At 46.8% G+C, this 17,977-nt stretch carries 16 protein-coding genes; 9 read left to right on the forward strand and 7 right to left on the reverse strand.

The features are described from left to right. Window positions 1-47 precede the first annotated feature (47 nt). Window positions 48-746 carry an L-ribulose-5-phosphate 4-epimerase gene (locus tag ACTQ50_RS04670; RefSeq protein WP_226822883.1) on the forward strand — a complete coding sequence of 233 codons (699 nt, stop codon included), beginning with the start codon at window positions 48-50 and terminating at the stop codon, window positions 744-746. Window positions 747-778: 32 nt separating this feature from the next. On the opposite strand, the gene ACTQ50_RS04675 is transcribed toward ACTQ50_RS04670, so the two are convergent. From ACTQ50_RS04675 to ACTQ50_RS04690, 4 genes are all read right to left on the reverse strand, one after another. Further along, a complete protein-coding gene (locus ACTQ50_RS04675; protein ID WP_441483184.1) occupies window positions 779-2,875 on the reverse strand; it encodes a glycoside hydrolase family 3 C-terminal domain-containing protein in 2,097 nt (698 codons plus the stop codon). 17 nt (window positions 2,876-2,892) lie between these two features. Further along, window positions 2,893-3,747 carry a carbohydrate ABC transporter permease gene (locus ACTQ50_RS04680; protein WP_441483185.1) on the reverse strand — a complete coding sequence of 285 codons (855 nt, stop codon included), beginning with the start codon at window positions 3,745-3,747 and terminating at the stop codon, window positions 2,893-2,895. Window positions 3,748-3,759: 12 nt separating this feature from the next. Further along, the gene (locus ACTQ50_RS04685) at window positions 3,760-4,647 is read right to left on the reverse strand and encodes a carbohydrate ABC transporter permease (protein ID WP_226822258.1); all 888 of its coding nucleotides are present in this window, start codon (window positions 4,645-4,647) and stop codon (window positions 3,760-3,762) included. Window positions 4,648-4,804: 157 nt separating this feature from the next. Then, window positions 4,805-6,097, reverse strand: a complete 1,293-nt coding sequence (locus ACTQ50_RS04690; protein ID WP_226822257.1) for an ABC transporter substrate-binding protein — start codon at window positions 6,095-6,097, stop codon at window positions 4,805-4,807. 335 nt (window positions 6,098-6,432) lie between these two features. Here ACTQ50_RS04690 and ACTQ50_RS04695 point away from each other — a divergent pair, with 335 nt between their 5' ends. Together ACTQ50_RS04695 and ACTQ50_RS04700 are read left to right on the forward strand one after the other, a co-directional pair. After that, window positions 6,433-7,329 carry a helix-turn-helix domain-containing protein gene (locus ACTQ50_RS04695; RefSeq protein ID WP_226822255.1) on the forward strand — a complete coding sequence of 299 codons (897 nt, stop codon included), beginning with the start codon at window positions 6,433-6,435 and terminating at the stop codon, window positions 7,327-7,329. Window positions 7,330-7,453: 124 nt separating this feature from the next. Next, a complete protein-coding gene (locus ACTQ50_RS04700) occupies window positions 7,454-8,308 on the forward strand; it encodes an alpha/beta hydrolase (protein WP_441483186.1) in 855 nt (284 codons plus the stop codon). Window positions 8,309-8,564: 256 nt separating this feature from the next. On the opposite strand, the gene ACTQ50_RS04705 is transcribed toward ACTQ50_RS04700, so the two are convergent. Both ACTQ50_RS04705 and ACTQ50_RS04710 read right to left on the reverse strand, forming a co-directional pair. Continuing rightward, entirely contained in the window at window positions 8,565-8,771 is a 207-nt protein-coding gene (locus ACTQ50_RS04705; RefSeq protein ID WP_026649632.1) for a TA system antitoxin ParD family protein, read from the reverse strand. Next, window positions 8,771-9,790, reverse strand: a complete 1,020-nt coding sequence (locus tag ACTQ50_RS04710) for an SPFH domain-containing protein (RefSeq protein ID WP_441483187.1) — start codon at window positions 9,788-9,790, stop codon at window positions 8,771-8,773. The genes ACTQ50_RS04705 and ACTQ50_RS04710 overlap by 1 nt, the downstream gene beginning before the upstream one ends. A 265-nt stretch (window positions 9,791-10,055) precedes the next feature. Between ACTQ50_RS04710 and ACTQ50_RS04715 the strand changes: the two genes are divergently transcribed. From ACTQ50_RS04715 to ACTQ50_RS04730, 4 genes are all read left to right on the forward strand, one after another. Further along, window positions 10,056-10,250 (forward strand): hypothetical protein, encoded by a 195-nt coding sequence (locus ACTQ50_RS04715; protein WP_441483188.1) that lies wholly within the window; start codon window positions 10,056-10,058, stop codon window positions 10,248-10,250. A 505-nt stretch (window positions 10,251-10,755) separates the two neighbouring features. Further along, window positions 10,756-11,544 carry a transporter substrate-binding domain-containing protein gene (locus ACTQ50_RS04720; protein ID WP_441483259.1) on the forward strand — a complete coding sequence of 263 codons (789 nt, stop codon included), beginning with the start codon at window positions 10,756-10,758 and terminating at the stop codon, window positions 11,542-11,544. A gap of 14 nt (window positions 11,545-11,558) precedes the next feature. Beyond that, window positions 11,559-12,350, forward strand: a complete 792-nt coding sequence (locus tag ACTQ50_RS04725; protein ID WP_441483189.1) for an amino acid ABC transporter permease — start codon at window positions 11,559-11,561, stop codon at window positions 12,348-12,350. Window positions 12,351-12,352: 2 nt separating this feature from the next. Then, window positions 12,353-13,093 (forward strand): amino acid ABC transporter ATP-binding protein, encoded by a 741-nt coding sequence (locus ACTQ50_RS04730; protein WP_441483190.1) that lies wholly within the window; start codon window positions 12,353-12,355, stop codon window positions 13,091-13,093. Between the two features lie 139 nt (window positions 13,094-13,232). On the opposite strand, the gene ACTQ50_RS04735 is transcribed toward ACTQ50_RS04730, so the two are convergent. Continuing rightward, complete coding sequence (locus tag ACTQ50_RS04735) at window positions 13,233-13,424, reverse strand: DUF6783 domain-containing protein (RefSeq protein ID WP_441483260.1); 192 nt, start codon at window positions 13,422-13,424, stop codon at window positions 13,233-13,235. A 2-nt stretch (window positions 13,425-13,426) separates the two neighbouring features. Between ACTQ50_RS04735 and ACTQ50_RS04740 the strand changes: the two genes are divergently transcribed. Together ACTQ50_RS04740 and ACTQ50_RS04745 are read left to right on the forward strand one after the other, a co-directional pair. Next, window positions 13,427-14,266 carry a CvfB family protein gene (locus ACTQ50_RS04740; protein ID WP_441483191.1) on the forward strand — a complete coding sequence of 280 codons (840 nt, stop codon included), beginning with the start codon at window positions 13,427-13,429 and terminating at the stop codon, window positions 14,264-14,266. A 187-nt stretch (window positions 14,267-14,453) separates the two neighbouring features. Beyond that, window positions 14,454-17,954: a DNA polymerase III subunit alpha gene (locus ACTQ50_RS04745; RefSeq protein ID WP_441483192.1), complete on the forward strand. Its 3,501-nt coding sequence runs from the start codon at window positions 14,454-14,456 to the stop codon at window positions 17,952-17,954. Window positions 17,955-17,977: the final 23 nt, after the last annotated feature.

The following is a 17,977-nucleotide window of genomic DNA, read 5'->3' on the forward strand; positions in this document are numbered from 1 at the left end:
CCTGGGCGCGGAATTGATATTTTATATGCATAAAGGAGAAAACAACCATGCTTGAGAAATTAAAAGAAGAAGTTTACAAAGCAAATATGGACCTGCCGAAATACGGTCTGGTTACTTTTACCTGGGGAAATGTAAGCGGAATCGACCGTGAGAAGGGGCTTTTCGTTATCAAACCAAGCGGCGTAGAGTACGATAAGCTGACACCAGAAGATATGGTAGTTGTTGACCTGGAGGGCAACAAAGTAGAGGGAAAATACAACCCTTCCTCTGATACACCTACCCATGTAGTTCTGTACAATTCTTTCCCGAAGATCGGCGGAATCGTACATACCCATTCTTCCTGGGCTACCAGCTGGGCGCAGGCCGGACGTGCAATCCCTTGCTATGGAACCACTCATGCAGATTATATCTATGGTGAAGTTCCCTGTGTCCGAAACCTGAACAAAAGCGAGATCGAGGATGCTTATGAGAAAAATACCGGTATCCTGATCGCGGATTATTTCAAGAAGAGAGATTATGAGGCAGTTCCGGCAGTTCTTTGCAAGAACCATGGTCCTTTCACCTGGGGTAAGGATGCTCATGAAGCAGTACATAATGCAGTAGTTCTGGAAGAGGTTGCGAAGATGGCTTCCCGCTGCGAGCTGATCAACCCGAATGTGAAACCTGCTCCGCAGGAGCTTCAGGATAAGCATTACTATAGAAAACATGGTGCAAATGCTTATTATGGACAGGGAACTATTGAATAAGAAAAAGGGGGCTGCCTTATGGCAGCCCTGGTTTATTTATAATATTCAATTTCTACTGGTTTCACACCTGTAAGTTCCACACTTCTTTCATCGGGCTGACTACAGCCAACAAAAATCTGGAAATGAGTTCCGTCTTCTTTTCGTATTCCATTTTCATCTACAACGGTAAATGCCCTGGAAGAAATAGTAAGACTAATAGTCTGGGTTTCGCCTGCATTTAGAAAAACAGGAGTAAATGCTACAAGTTCTGGATTCCTTACTGCAAGTGGAGAATCGGTATTTTTAATATATATCTGGATCACATCGCGAGTGGCGGTGTGTCCCTGGTTTGTGACTGTGGCTTGAACTGTAACTGATGGCTCGTCATTCGTGCTGACAGCCGCATCCGTTACCGTGACCTTTCCATAAGTCAACCCATATCCAAAGGGGAACTGTGCCTTATTTTCCATATAGCGGTAAGTGCGTCCCTTCATGGCATAATCGGTGAATTCCGGAAGCTCTTCCAAGGTCTCGTAGAAGGTTACTGGCAATTTACCGGACGGGGAAACGTCGCCGAATAAAATCCTGGCAGCTGCTTTTCCGCCCTGGGCGCCTGGATACCAGAGAACCATCACTGCGTCGAAATGCTCAGCAGCATAAGAAAGATCGATATCACTTCCTGCCATGAGACACAGGATCACTGGTTTGCCGGATTCCGCCATGGCTTCCATCAGATCCAGCTGAACCTGAGGCAGCTGCAAAGTCTCCTTATCGCCGGAAGCGTAGCTGTTTCCAGTATCTCCCTCTTCGCCCTCCAGAGTCTCATCAAGTCCCACGCACAGGATCACCACATCACTGTTTGCTGCAACGATCTTCGCCTCAGCAAGCCGGTCCTGGGTAAAAGCAAGGTGCTCAGTGCGGTCGCGGAAAAGATCGCAGCCAACAGAACTAAGGACGCGCACCTCGTTTCCAAGATAATCCTGAAGCCCCTCCTGGATGGTGCAGTAGCGGGAAGCGGTGCCGTGGTAGTTTCCAACCAGAGCCGCCCGGCTGTCTGCGTTTGGTCCTACAATTCCAACTGTTTTGATCTTATCCTTTTGCAAAGGAAGGATTCCGTTGTTTTTCAGAAGTACGAAGCTCTCCTCGGCAGCTTTCTGGGAAAGTGCCAGATGAGCTGGGGATTCCACCTCTGAGTAAGGAATCTTGTCATATTCGGTTTCTTCAAACAATCCCAGCATATATCTGGTGGTAAAAAGGCGGATGGCGGATTCTGTGATGGTATCCTCGGTGATCAGCCCTTTTTCATAAGCTTTCAAAATATGAAGATATGTGTTTCCACAGTTGAGATCACAGCCGTTGTTCAGTGCAAGGGCAGCGGATTCGGCTGGTGTGCTGGTTACCATATGGTGTTCGTGGAAATCTTTGATAGCCCAGCAGTCGGAAACGAAATATCCCTGGAAGCCCCAGTCGCCGCGGAGCTTTTTCTGAAGTGTGGGACTTCCGCAGCAGGGTTCGCCGTTGGTACGGTTGTAGGCACCCATGAAGCCTTCTACATTTGCCTCTTTGGTCAAAGCTTCAAATGCAGGAAGATAAGTTTCCTCCATATCCTTTGGGGAAGCAATGGCGTCAAATTCATGGCGGATCGCCTCTGGTCCGGAGTGAACTGCGAAATGCTTGGCGCAGGCAGCGGCCTTCATAGTCTCGCCGTCGCCCTGGAGTCCTTTTACAAAAGAAACTCCCAACTCTTTGGTAAGGTAAGGATCTTCGCCGTAAGTTTCATGGCCGCGGCCCCAGCGTGGATCACGGAAAATATTTACATTGGGAGACCAAAATGTGAGCCCTTTGTAGATGTCACGGTCTTCTTCTTTGGAATAAGCGTTATATTTAGCGCGGCCTTCTGTGGCTACTGTATCTGCAATTTTTCCAAGAAGTTCGGTGTCAAAGGTAGCGCCAAGTCCGATGGCCTGTGGAAAAACAGTAGCCTGTCCGGCGCGGGCAACTCCGTGGAGCGCCTCATTCCACCAGTTGTAGGCGGGGATTCCCAGACGCTTGATCGCAGGTGCGTCATAGCGCAGCTGGCTTGCTTTTTCTTCTAAAGTCATTTTGCTGACCAGTTCGGTCGCTTTTTTTCGAGCCTCTTCTCTATTCATAGTGTGTCTCCTCCATATCAGCCCTTAACTGCACCTGTGGTAAGACCTTCCACGATCTGGTTACTGAACAGGGAGTAAACAACGACTGTAGGTGCGATTGCGATAATGATCGCGGCAAACATCTGCACATAGTTGGTTGCGTAAGGTCCAACGAAGTAGGTCAGGGTAACGGGCAGTGTCTTTTTCATAGGATCGGAAATAAATACCATGGCAAGAAGCAGCTCGTTCCAGTTGTTGATGAAGGTCATCAGACCGGATACGAAGAAGCCGGTTCTGCAAAGCGGAAGTGCGATCCGGAAAAAGCATCCATAAATTCCGCAGCCGTCAATGGCAGCAGCCTCGAACATTTCTCCTGGCATGGAGCGGAAAAATCCGGTAAGCAGGAAAATGGTCATGGGCAGGGAGAATGTGATATAAGGAATCATCAATCCGCCCTGGGAGTTGGTAAGACCAAGCTTTGCAAATCTTACAAACAGAGGAATCAGAACACAATGTACCGGAACCATCATTCCGATAAGGAAAAAGGTGTGCATGAATTCTGATAATTTCCAGCGCATTCTGGCAATGGCAAAAGCTGCCATAGCGCCGAAGAAAAGGCTGACGATCAGGGTAGCGCCGCAGACAATGACGGAGTTTGCAAGAGCTGTGCCAAGTTTTCCCATCTGCCATGCCTGCTGATAGTTTTCAAAATGGAATACCTCTGGCAGGGAAAATGGTGCTGACATAACACCAGCGTTATCTTTCAGGGATACAGATAACATCCACAGAAGTGGAGCCAGATAAACAACTGCCAGGATCACTAGCAGGATATAAACTACTACGATCACCGGTTTCACCGGCTTTTTCGGAGCTTTTACTTTTACGTTGCTCATTTTCCCACCTCCTTATGACTCGTAAGTTTCTACTTTGATGATTTTCTTTACCAGAAGGGTTACCAGCAGGCAGAGCACCAGTAAAACTACGGAAATGGCACTGGCATAGCCGTACTTGAAGTAGTTAAAGCCTTCTGCGTAAAGTTCAGTTGCAAGGACTTCTGTTCTGTGGTTCGGACCACCCTGAGTCATGTTGTAAACCAGGTCGAAGAACTTCAGGGAACCGATACAGTTCAGGGAAAGGGATGTGATCATCATTGGTTTGATCAGCGGAAGGGTAATGTAGCGGAATGCTTTTACCTTTGACGCACCATCTATATAGGAAGCTTCATAGATATCACGGGAAATTCCGGTGATCTGTGCCATATAAAGCATCATGTTCTGACCAAGGTACTGCCATAAGGCTACAAAAGCGATAACCCACATAGGAAGTACAATAAATCCGGTAGAGTCCATTAACCACAGCGGACCTTCTATTCCGAATTTGGCAAGCAGGTTGTTGATACCAATTCTCGGATTGAAAAGGAAGGACCAGAGAAGTCCAAGTGCTGCGGAGGAAAGTACGCATGGAAGATAATAAATGTTCTTGAAAATGTTGCGGCCTTTCGGGATGTTGGTCAGCATAACAGCAAGTAAAAGACCGAAGATCTGCTGTGTAACTGCTGAAAAGATCATGAAAAAGATGGAGTTTTTCAGGGCAATACGGAATGTGGCGTCACCGAAAAACAGTTTCTTATAGTTTTTTAATCCCACAAATTTAGGGGGTGTAAGTGCTGCGTAATCGCAGAGTGAGTAGTAAACCATCTGTACTGTCGGGATGATCAGGACCAGAAGAAACATGATCAGCGCCGGGGCGATAAATACGAAAATGGCTTTTTTGTCGCGCAGAATTTTATCCATAATATCTCCTTCCGTCGAATGTCTGGTGAGACGAGCCAGCTTAAAAATCTCTGGCGTGTGTCAGTCTTTAGGTAAAAAACTGCCGCGGAACATGCCTTAGTCCGTTCCGCGGCAGCCATGTGCCTGGGGTTATAACTTATTTTTTATAAGGGAGGATTTATTCCCAAACGTTCTCTTCATAGAATGTCTGTACGGTCTGGAATGCTTCTTCAGGTGTCTGGTTTCCAAGGAAGATGTCAACCATTGCGTTATCGAAGCAGTCACCAGCTTCTACAGATGCAAGGGACTCATTGTAGAATCCGAATGTACCAGTTGCCTTTGCCATGACATCCTGAACGTATTTCAGCTGTGCAGGAGCTTTGTCGTAGTCGATTTCAAGGTCTTTGATGATAGGGAACTTGCCGCCGATTTCTGCTGTGTATTTCTGAGCTGTCTCGTCTGTGAACATTTTCATAAGAGCAATAACTGCGTCCTGATGCTCTGTTGTGGAGCTCATAAGAAGGTTATCAGTCTTAACGATCATACGGTTCGGGTCATTTGCACCGTCGATTCCAGGGAACTGGAATACACCACATTTGGACTCGAAATCTGGGTTGTTACCATTGATCTGTGCGATTGCCCAGGAACCCTGAACCAGCATAGCTGCCTCGCCGTTATAGAAAGCTGCTGTAGCCTGGTCGTTGGAATCTCCGGCTGCTGTAGCCTGGAAGTACTGGGACAGTTCTTTTAATTTGTTACCTGCTTCGATGCAGTTCTCATCGGTCCAGTTAGCAGTGTGGTCTGCGATTGCTGCAAGGTCAACGCCCTGACGGTCACACAGATAACCGGCGATCATGGATAAGCACCATGCTGTACCAGCGGAGCAGGAGATTGGTGTGTAGCCGGCATCCTGAAGCTTCTGGCATGCAGCGATCAGTTCATCGTATGTGGTAGGAACTTCAACGCCAGCGCTCTCGAACATCTCTGTGTTGTAGTAAACACAAGCTGCTGCGAAGTTGGTAGGAACTGCCATGATCTTTCCGTCATAGGTCATTCTCTCGAAGATACCATCTGTAAAGGATGCGTACCAATCAGCTTCCTGGTTTTCAAGAATATCTGTAAGATCTGCTGCTGCGCCTGCATTTACATATACGTCCATGTTCGGACCAGGGTTACAGATGTAAACGTCCGGTGTCTGTCCGGCTGCGATCAGCGCATTCAGCTTGCCATCGTACTCTTCCAGGTTGGTGGTGATCGGAGTTACGTGATATTTTCCATCGTACTCTTCGTTGAAACGATCAATGACTTCTTTGTAACCTTTGGAAATAAGATCTTCCGTAGCTTCCAGGTCATCCCAGAACATCCATGTGATTTCTTCAACATCATCAGCATAAACCGGTACAGATGTAACCAGTGTTCCAGCTGCCATTGCTGCAGCCATTAATATTGAAAGTGCTCGTTTCTTGTTCATATTGTGAACCTCCTTTTAAAATTTTGTTGTCTCGTATTTGGTAATTCTTACTATAGCAGAGTTTAGAGATGTTTACTTTCTAATTCTTGTTCTTTAGCTCCTAATTATTGCTATTTAAAATTGTACGAAAACATGTACATGTTAAAATATATAATTTGAAATACAAATAATTATGCAAAATATACAATGAAATAGAAGGGTAGTTTCGAATCAAAATGAAAATATGACGGAGTATTGCTGAAAAAATAAATGTTTGCTATAATATATACATATCAAAAAACACAATTTTTGAGAGTTAAAACGACATATTTCGAAACACAACAAGAGGTGATCGCATGATACATAAACTCAGTGGTATTTACGAAACAGTGGATTTTCGGGAGGATGAACAGATTTGTCTCTATTATAATAATGAATATGAGAACTATCCGCCGCACTGGCATACTTCTTTTGAAGTTTTGATGCCCATCGTGAATGGTTATAGAGCACTGTGCGGTGGAAAGGATTATTATTTGCGGGAAGGAGATATTCTGCTGATCGGTCCCTGTATGATTCATGAGCTTTTTGCACCGGAACAGGGGGAGCGGATTATTTTTCAGCCTTGTCTCAGCCATATTTCCACAAAAGAGCTGAATCTGTTAACGATGATCATTAATCCGGTGACTCTGATCACGCCGGAGGGTTATCCTCAGATTTATGACCGGGTGAAAACACTTATGCTGGAAATCAAGGAAGAATATTTTGGCGGTGCACCTTATCAGGAAACAATCATTATGTCGAAATTTCTGGAGATTCTCGCCTGTGTGGGGAGAGGGCATGTGACTGCGCATACTGCCGGACAGCAGGAAACAGGTGTAAACAGCCGGCAGAAGGAGTATGTGGAGAAATTTATTCTGATCACGGATTATATTAATAATCATTTTACAGAGGATCTGAGTCTGGAAGGGGTGGCGGCCCAGGCGGGTTTCAGTAAATTTCATTTTTCCCGTTTGTTTAAGCAGTATACAGATTCTACCTTTTACAAGTATCTGAATCAGAAGAGGATTGAATTTGCCAAAACTCTTCTTCAGGATCCGGGCGTGAGTGTTACGGAAGTTGCATTTAAGTCAGGGTTTTCCAGCCTTTCGGCATTTCTTCGGATGTTTAAGCTGATGAATAACTGTACGCCTACAGAATTTCGGGAAATGTATAATCCGACAAAGCCGGTGGGGTGGGAGAGTATGAAGGATTGAGAAAATGATAAGGGAAATTCAGCTTGCTTTTTGAATCCTTTGTATTTAGAATAGAAGTGAAATAATCGAGGGCTGAGACAGATTGAGAATATTTGCTGGATGTTTATAACGGGAGGTTACATCAATGATACATGAAAAAATAGAAATCCAATTAAAAGACTCTGAGTTCACAGCAAACTTATTTACCTATTTTCTGGATAATTCTCCGGAGATAGATCCAGAGAGAAGGAGACCAGTTGTATTGATCTGTCCGGGTGGCGGATACGCAATGACATCGGACAGAGAGGCTGAAGCACTGGCTGTTAAGTTTATGGCAATGGGGTATCATGCAGCAATCCTTCGCTACAGCGTTGCATCGGCGCGTTTCCCGGAGGCACTTCTGCAGCTGGCCACAGCAGTTGCAATGCTCCGTGAGAATGCAGATAAATGGAATATTGATACTGAGAAAATTGTTGTTCAAGGCTCCTCTGCCGGTGGACATCTGGCAGCAAGCCTTGGTGTTTTCTGGAACAAACCGTTTGTGGCGGAAGCCCTGGGAATGGACGCTGAGAAATTTCGCCCTAATGGACTTATGCTCAGTTATCCGGTAATTACTTCTGGAGAAAAAGCGCATCAGGGTTCCTTTGAGTGTGTTCTTGGAGAAGACTATGCAGATGAAGAGAAGCGCAGATTTCTGTCACTGGAATTCAATGTAACCAAAGATACTCCACCGACATTCATGTGGCACACTGCCCCGGACGACACCGTTCCGGTAGAAAATTCCCTGCTGTTCTTCCAGGCACTTCATGCGCTGGACATTCCGGCAGAATTACATATCTATCCTGTAGGAGGTCATGGCCTGGGCCTTGCAACTGCTGAAACAGCCTGCCCCAATGGCTACGGCATTCAGGCAGAATGTGAAACCTGGGTACAGCTTGCCGGGGATTGGATGAAACATTTATTTGAAGCGAAAGAAATAATGAAAGCGCCGTGGGAATAAGGCGGTACAGACGAGAGGGAGTGCAGAAATGTATTCCCTTTTTTATCTTAAATATATAGAAGGTGAGAATAATGTTAACAAGAGAAAATCAGCAGGCAATTTGAAGATTTCAAATGTGAAACTCGAAACTGTTTTGAGAATATTGAAGCTAATCTTACCAACGAGAAAGCCAGCGCCTTGAGACGCTGGCCTGGTAACAAGGGCTTATAGCCCTAGAGCAAACCGCCCGTTGGACGGGCGGTCCTGATTCTATAATTCACTCAATATCCAGTTCCGGCGGCTCATCCATAGTGTCGGAAACATATTTCCCGTTCTTCTTACGCTGCCGGACGCATTCAGTAAGCAGATACTCGATCTGGCCGTTGACGGAGCGGAAATCATCCTCCGCCCAGGCGGCAATCTGATCATAAAGCTTTGCAGAAAGCCTGAGCGGAATCTGTTTCTTTGGCCTGGTGTCTGCCATTAGTACAGACTGCCGGAATTAACCACCGGCTGGGCATCGTGATTGCCACACAGTACAACGAGAAGATTAGAAACCATGGCCGCTTTCCGCTCCTCGTCAAGCTCAACCACATTATTCTCATTTAACCGTTCCAGTGCCATTTCAACCATGCCAACAGCACCATCTACGATCATCTTTCTCGCATCAATAATAGCAGAAGCCTGCTGTCTCTGCAGCATAACAGCTGCAATTTCAGGAGCATAAGCCAGATAGGTGATGCGTGCCTCAATAATCTCAAGACCAGCCTCCGCAACCTTCTGCTGAATCTCATCCCGGATACGTACGGCTACAATTTCGCTGGAACCACGCAGGCTGCCCTCATCTGCAACGCCATCCCCTGTTGTATCCACATTCGGAGCCACATCATAAGGATAAATTCTTACAATATTACGAAGGGCACTGTCACACTGCAGGGAAAGATATTCCTTATAGTTATCAACATTAAAAACAGCCTTTGCAGTATCTGTCACACGCCACATAACCGCAATTCCAATTTCTACAGGATTACCCAGACAGTCATTGATCTTCTGACGGTTATTATTCAGCGTCATGATTTTCAGGGAAATCTTCTTACTTACATAAGAGCTATTGGAAGATCCACCAGTGCCTGCCGCAGCTAATGTCAAAACTGATTTGGCAGTATTACCGCCATCCACATCGCCGCTCTGATTTAATTTCGTCTTAGCTGCCGGATTCACTGCTGTACAAAAAGGATTTACCCAATAAAAGCCATCATCCTTCAGTGTGCCCACATAATTACCGAACAAAGTAAGCACCAGGGCCTCCTGGGGTTTCAGTACCTTTAATCCAAGAAATGGAATCCATCCCAAAGATAACCAGATGAATCCGACTGCAGCCATTGGAATACAGTAAAAGATGGAACCGATTACAGCAAGTGCTGTTGCTGCCGCATACAACAAAATGAAGAGAATCATCATTGCCATACCATTCTTCTTACTGCTTAAAACTTTTTCCTGCATAATAAACCTCCTGACTGGTATATGCATTGCTTTACCATAAAGATATGTATGAACTGGTTGATGTATAAATGATATCATTTTAATATCAAAATGTCAATACTGAAGAATCTTTGATGTGTAGAGGAAAATGCTGCGCAAGCCAGGCTCCTATAATACTCCGGAGCATCGTCAGAAAATTCTTGATGCGGCCCGCGAGTCCATCATCCTTCTGAAAAACGAAAAGAACCAGCTCCCTCTTTCCTAGGAAAAGACCAAAAAGGTTCTTGTGATCGGCGACAACGCCAACCGTATTCAGTCCTATGGCGGCATTGCACCGGAAATTCTGGAAAAACAGAATGCATACCGCGCCGGGGCTGTGAAAAAGGCAGCAGAAGGCGGCTACGACACCGTAATCTTCGTAGGCGGACAGAATCACTTTCAGGATCTGGAGGGACATGACCGCCCGGATATGAAACTATGACACCAGACAGGTACCGGTCCTTTTCCCATTTGGTTACGGGCTCTCTTACACTGAATTTGTGTACAGCAATTTGCGTGTGGAAGGCTGATTTAGGTTACTGTTCACTCCGTGACCAGTAACCGCTCCACGATGCACAGAAATCATGCATTCGCATGATTTCGCGCCGCAATTCTCGGGTTTTCTGTGAACTTTGTTCACAAAAAACATCTCGCGGAATATTACCAGTGAACAGTAACGATTTAGGTTACTGTATTAAATTTTCTGTTCTTCCCCTCTTGACTTCTCCCATAAACAAGAGTAATATGAACTACAACGCAATGGCGCGTTAGTGTGATAACGCCGCCATTGCTTTATTTTTACCTCAAAACGAGGAAACACGCTGGAAAAAGCCGGCTGTGATGTGATTAATGAGTTTAACAAAGAGGAGGAAAGAAACATGAAAAAGAGCTATTTATGGAGAAAAATGACAAGTGGTCTTATGGCAGCTGCTGTTACGGTAACCGCAATGCCGGGACTTGGACTTACAATGGTACAGGCAGAAGAGAAAAAAACATTAAAGGTAGCAATGGAGTGCAGCTATGCACCATACAACTGGACACAGCCAGATGATTCCAATGGAGCAGTTCCTATTTCCGGAAGCTCTGATTACGCATATGGCTACGACGTTATGATGGCAAAGAAAATCTGCGACGAGCTGGGCTACGATCTGGAAATCGTGAAACTGGACTGGGATTCCCTGGTACCGGCTGTACAGTCTGGAAAGGTTGACTGTGTTATCGCAGGTCAGTCCATTACCTCCGAGCGCCAGCAGATGGTAGACTTCACAGAGCCATACTACTATGCATCCATCGTCACCCTGGTAAAAAGTGACGGAGACTATGCAGACGCTGCAAGTGTAGCAGACTTAAAAGGCGTAACCTGTACATCCCAGCAGAATACCATCTGGTATGATTCCTGCCTGCCACAGATCGAAGACGCAAACATCCTTCCGGCACAGGAAAGTGCACCGGCTATGCTGGTTGCCCTGGAGTCCGGGAAATGTGATGCCGTTGTAACAGATATGCCTACTGGAATGGCAGCCTGCGTAGCTTACCCGGATTTTAAGCTCCTTGATTTCTCTGGCACAGACGGCGCCTTCGAAGTATCTGACGAAGACATCAATATTGGTATTTCCGTACAGAAAGGCAACACCGAGCTTCTGGATGCCCTGAACGGCGTACTGGACAAAATGACAGAAGATGATTACACCGCAATGATGGACGAGGCAATTTCTGTACAGCCACTTTCTGAGTAAAGGAGATAAAAACTATGCTTCCTGAAACCTTCTGGGGCCGGATCCAGTATCTGCTCCAGCAATACGGTTCCTCCTTTTTATCAGGAGCCGGAAATACAATGATCATAGCCATTGTAGGCACCTTTTTAGGGTGCCTTATTGGCTTTATAGTTGGAATTATCCAAACAATTCCTGTAGACAAAAGAGATTCCACTGTCAAAAAGACACTGGTTGGAATTCTCAAATTTATTATGGCATGTTACGTGGAGTTTTTCCGCGGCACACCTATGATGGTACAGGCCATGTTCATCTATTATGGAAGTGCTTACCTGTTCAACATTAACATGTCTATGTGGTTCGCCGCATTCTTTGTAGTTTCTATCAACACCGGAGCCTACATGGCAGAAACTGTCCGCGGCGGAATCCTTTCTGTTGACGAAGGCCAGACCGAGGCAGCCAAAGCCATTGGAATGACTCACGTACAGACTATGATAAGCGTCATTCTTCCCCAGGCTCTGCGCAACATTATGCCTCAGATCGGCAACAACCTGATCATCAACATCAAAGATACCTGCGTCCTTTCCATCATTGGAATCGTAGAACTTTTCTACACCACAAAAGGCGTTGCCGGAGCTTACTACACCTATTTCGAAGCCTTCACCATCGCTATGGTAATGTACTTCATCCTTACCTTTGCATGCTCCAGACTGCTCCGTCTGCTGGAACACAAGATGGAAGGCCCGCAGAACTACGACCTTGCCACAACGGATACACTGGCTCACACAAGTGGTCTGTATTCCTACCCTAAGAAAAAGGAGGAGAAATGATCATGAGTGAAAAAATCCTTGAAGTGAACCACCTGGGAAAAGCATTCGGCAGCAACCAGATCCTGAGAGACATTGATTTTTCCGTAAGCCCGGGTGATGTAACCTGCATTATCGGCCCCTCCGGATCCGGTAAATCCACCCTGCTCCGTTGTCTGAACATGCTGGAAACTCCGTCCTCCGGAGAAATCAGTTACCACGGAACCGACATTACCAGCAAGAACGTAAACGTTCCGGAATACCGTTCCAAAGTAGGTATGGTGTTCCAGAATTTTAACCTTTTCAATAACATGACAGCTCTGAAAAACTGCACCATCGGCCAGGTCAAGGTTTTGAAAAAGAGCAAAGAAGAGGCTGAGAAAAAAGCCCTGTATTATCTGGAAAAAGTAGGAATGGCGCCATACATTAACGCCAAACCAAAACAGCTTTCCGGAGGCCAGAAACAGCGTGTGGCAATCGCAAGAGCCCTTGCCATGGAACCGGAAATCCTGCTTTTCGACGAGCCAACCTCCGCACTGGATCCCCAGATGGTAGGAGAGGTGCTGGAGGTTATGCGCGACCTTGCACACGAAGGCCTGACCATGATCATCGTCACCCATGAGATGGCATTTGCCCGTGACGTTTCCAAGCGCGTCATTTTCATGGCAAACGGCGTCATTGTAGAAGACAGAACGCCGAAGGAACTGTTTGAAAACCCGCAGGATCCTCTGACAAGGGATTTCTTAAGCCGGTTTAGAAATGCGTAAAATAAAATGCAGAAAATCACAAAAAAGGATTTTCTGCATTTTTTATCTTTACTTCAATAAGTTGATGTTCACAGTGGTGGGGAATGTGTGCTATACTGGATAAATAGAACTTGTTTACAATATATTTGAAATTCGGTATTTAACCATAGAGCCTGCCCGCAAAATTATTTCCGCAATCTGTGTGCCCCACTTTGCGGTATTTTTTCACCTGAATTCGGTTGCCGCAGCACGTTGCACCGCCTTCATCCAGGTAAAATCTCCCACAAATTGAGAAGCACATCTTGCAAAAAAGAGTTTTGGTGGGACACGCTCTTGCAGAATTAAGGAGAATCCATGATCGAAATAGGAAAAAAACAGAAGCTTATTGTGGTAAAGACCGTAGATTTCGGTGTTTACCTTGCAGCGGATAAAAATGCAGGACAGGAAGACAGAGTGCTTCTTCCTGCCAAACAGGTTCCGGAAGGAACCAGAGAAGGCGACACGCTGGACGTATTTATTTATAAAGATTCCAAAGACCGCCTGATCGCCACTACCAGAGAACCCCTTCTCCAGGTAGGCCAGACCGCAGTCCTGAAGGTCCTTCAGGTAACCAGGATTGGCGCATTCCTTGACTGGGGACTTGAGAAAGACCTGCTTCTTCCATACCATGAGCAGACCAGCCACGTGCGGGAAGGCCAGGAATGTCTGGTAGCCCTTTACGTGGATAAGAGCAGCCGCCTCTGTGCTACCATGAAGGTATACCACTACCTTTCCACCAGAACGCCATACGTAGCAGGCGATTCCGTAAAAGGCCGCGTCTATGAGATCAGTGACCGCTTCGGCGTATTTGTAGCCGTTGATGACAAATATTCTGCCCTTATTCCTGCCAGGGAAGCCAATGGCAAATACCGCCCAGGCGAAGTCCTTGACCTCCGGGTTTCCGAGGTGAAAGAAGATGGCAAGATGAACGTCACCGACCGCCAGAAAGCCTACATCCAGATTAATGAAGATGCCGAGAGCGTCCTCAGCGTAATCGAAGAATTCGCCGGCGTCCTCCCCTTCGACGACAAGGCCTCTCCAGAGGTCATCAAACGCGAATTCGGTCTCAGCAAAAATGCGTTTAAACGTGCAGTTGGACATCTTCTCAAAGAAGGCAAGATCGAAATTAAGGACAGACGCATTTATAAAAAATAATTAAACCTGACACCCACTTATTGGAAAATAATAAAACCAGCATACCATATTGGAACCCTAAAATATGGTATGCCGTTTTTTTTCTAAAAATACGAACGGGTGTTTACCAGAAATGCTGTATGTGTTAAACTGTTAGTTGATTATAAATATTATTGTTTTGCTATTTTGCGAAGAAGGAGACCTCACAATGGCATTTACCCACCTCCACGTCCACACGGAATATTCCCTCCTGGACGGTTCCAATAAAATCACAGAATACGTTGCCCGTGTAAAGGAGCTTGGGATGGACAGCGCCGCCATCACAGACCACGGCGTCATGTACGGCGTCATCGACTTTTACCGGGCAGCAAGAACAGCCGGAATCAACCCCATCCTCGGCTGCGAGGTATACGTAGCCCCTGGCTCCCGCTTCGACCGCGAGATCGGCAGCGGCGACGACCGCTACTACCATCTGGTACTCCTGGCAGAGAACAACCAGGGCTACCAGAACCTTATGAAAATCGTATCCAAAAGCTTCAAAGAAGGCTTTTACTATAAACCCCGAGTAGACCTGGACCTTCTCCGCGAATACCATGAAGGCCTGATCGCCCTGAGTGCCTGCCTGGCAGGAGAAGTAGCCCGCTTCCTCACCCGGGGCATGTACCCCGACGCCAAGAAAGCCGCCCTCCGCTACCAGGAAATCTTCGGCAAGGGCAACTTTTTCCTGGAGCTCCAGGACCACGGGATCCCGGAACAGCAGAACGTAAACCAGCAGCTTCTCCGCATGCACCAGGAGACCGGAATCGACCTGGTAGCCACCAACGACATTCACTACACCTATAAAGAAGACGCTGACCCTCACGACATCCTTCTCTGCCTCCAGACAGGCAAGAAGCTCTCCGACACAGACCGTATGCGCTACGAAGGCGGCCAGTACTACGTGAAATCCGAACGGGAAATGGCAGCCCTTTTCCCATATGCATTGGAAGCCCTGGAGAACACCCACAAGATCGCCCAGCGCTGCCACGTAGAAATCGAATTCGGCGTAACCAAGCTGCCTAGATTCGATGTCCCAGAGGGTTACACTTCCTGGGAATACCTGAACAAGCTTTGCTTCGAAGGCCTGGAACGCCTGTACGATCCGGTCACCCCAGAACTTCGGGAGCGCCTGGAATATGAGCTGAACACCATCAAAAATATGGGTTACGTTGACTACTTCCTCATTGTATGGGACTTCATCCACTACGCCCGCAAAAACGGCATTGAAGTAGGTCCCGGACGAGGCTCCGCGGCCGGAAGTATTGTAGCCTACACTCTGGGAATCACCCTGCTTGACCCTATTAAATACGACCTCCTGTTTGAGCGTTTCCTGAATCCGGAACGAGTTTCCATGCCCGATATTGACGTGGACTTTGGCTTCGAGCGCAGACAGGAAGTAATCGACTACGTTGTGCGCAAATACGGCAAAGACTGCGTGGTCCAGATCGTTACCTTCGGTACCCTGGCAGCCCGTGGTGTTATCCGTGACGTAGGCCGTGTCCTTGACATGCCCTACGCCCAGGTGGACTCTATTGCGAAAATGGTTCCTGCCAAGATTCCCAATGTAAAAGTTGTCACTATCGACAAGGCCATGGAAGTAAACCCGGAGCTGAAGAAAGCATATGACGAGCAGCCGGATGTCCATCACCTGATCGACATGGCAAAACGTCTGGAAGGTCTTCCAAGACATACCTCCATGCATGCCGCTGGTGTAGTGATCAGCCAGAAGGATGTTTCCGAATACGTGCCTCTTTCCAGAGCCCAGGACGGAACCATCGTCACCCAGTTCGTCATGACCACGTTGGAAGAGCTTGGACTTCTGAAAATGGATTTCCTTGGTCTTCGAACCCTGACTGTTATCAACAACGCAGTAAAAAATGTAAAGAAAAACTATGGCATATCCCTTGATATGCAGAAAATAGACTACAACGACCAGAAGGTACTGGATTCCCTTGGAACCGGACGTACCGACGGTGTTTTCCAGCTGGAGAGCGGCGGAATGAAGGGCTTCATGAAAGAGCTGAAGCCTCACAGCCTTGAGGACGTGATCGCCGGAATTTCCCTGTACCGCCCAGGCCCCATGGATTTCATCCCCCAGTACATCCGGGGCAAGAACCGCCCGGACACCATCCACTATGATTGCCCACAGCTGGAGCCCATCCTGAAGGCAACCCATGGCTGTATCGTGTATCAGGAGCAGGTTATGCAGATCGTACAGAGCCTTGCTGGATTCACCCTGGGACGAAGCGACCTTCTCCGCCGGGCTATGTCCAAGAAGAAGCTTAGCGTCATGGAGAAAGAACGCCAGGCCTTCGTTTACGGAAATGAAGCGGAAGGGGTTCCAGGTTGTATTAAGAATGGAATTGATGAAAAGATCGCAAATAAGATCTACGATGAAATGATCGATTTTGCACAGTATGCTTTTAATAAATCCCATGCTGCTGCATACGCTTATGTTACCTACCAGACCGCTTTCCTGAAATACTATTATCCGGTAGAATACATGGCCGCCCTGATGACCTCTGTTATTGATAAGCCGGCCAAGGTTGCCGAGTATATTCAGGTCTGCCGTCAGATGAACATCCCTATTCTGCCGCCGGATATCAATAAAGGAGAGTACGGCTTTTCCGTATCAGGAGGCTCCATCCTCTATGCCCTTTCCGCCATTAAGAGTGTAGGACGTCCGGTTATCGAGGCAATCGTGGCAGAGCGAAGGGAACACGGCGAATATCTTTCCATGAAGAACTTTATCGAGCGGAATATTGAAGCTGTGAACAAGCGCGCCATTGAGAACTTTATCAAGGCAGGCGCCCTGGATTGCCTGGAAGGAAATCGCCACCAGAAAATGATCGTTTTTGGTCAGATCGTGGACGACATTTCCCGTAATAAGAAGCAGTCCATGGCCGGACAGCTGAGCCTTTTTGACATTGCCAGCGAGGAGGATAAGAAAGAATTCGAGATCCGTATGCCCAACCTGGAAGAATACGACAAGGAGACCATTCTGGCCTATGAAAAAGAGGTTCTTGGCATTTATCTGAGCGGACATCCCCTTGACCGTTACCGCAGTATCATGGAGAAAATGATCTCTGCCAGAACTATTGATTTCCAGCCTTCAGATGAAGATGACCATGAAGGCGGTGAGCCGGATGAGTCCAAGGTAAGGGATAATCAGAAGGTTATCGTTGGCGGTATGATCACGGAGAAAAATGTAAAATATACCAAGAACAATAAAGTCATGGCGTTCCTCACCCTGGAGGATCTGCTTGGAACTGTAGAGGTTATGGTTTTTCCAAGAGATTACGAGAAGTGGCAGAACATGATAAACGAAGATGCCCGTGTATTTATCCAGGGCCGTGTATCCGCTGAGGACGACAAGGCCAGCAAGCTGATCCTGGAAAAAGTCCGTCCTTTTTCCGATATTCCAAGAGAACTCTGGATCCAGTTTGAGAGCAAGGACGACTACAGCCAGAAGGAAAAAGGACTGCTGGAAGATCTTCGGAAATCCCAGGGAACTGACAGTGTTGTGGTCTACCTGAAGGACGTAAAAGCCATGAAAAAACTGTCCGCAGCATACCATGTGAACCTGCAGGATGACTGGCTTTGCCAGATGATGAAAAAATATGGTGAGAACAATGTTAAAGTAGTGGAAAAAGTCTTGAAAAACCTTTAAAAATGCTATAAACTAATACTGAA

It is taken from the genome of Blautia sp. Sow4_E7 (genome assembly GCF_052116245.1).
Lineage (GTDB): Bacteria > Bacillota > Clostridia > Lachnospirales > Lachnospiraceae > Blautia_A.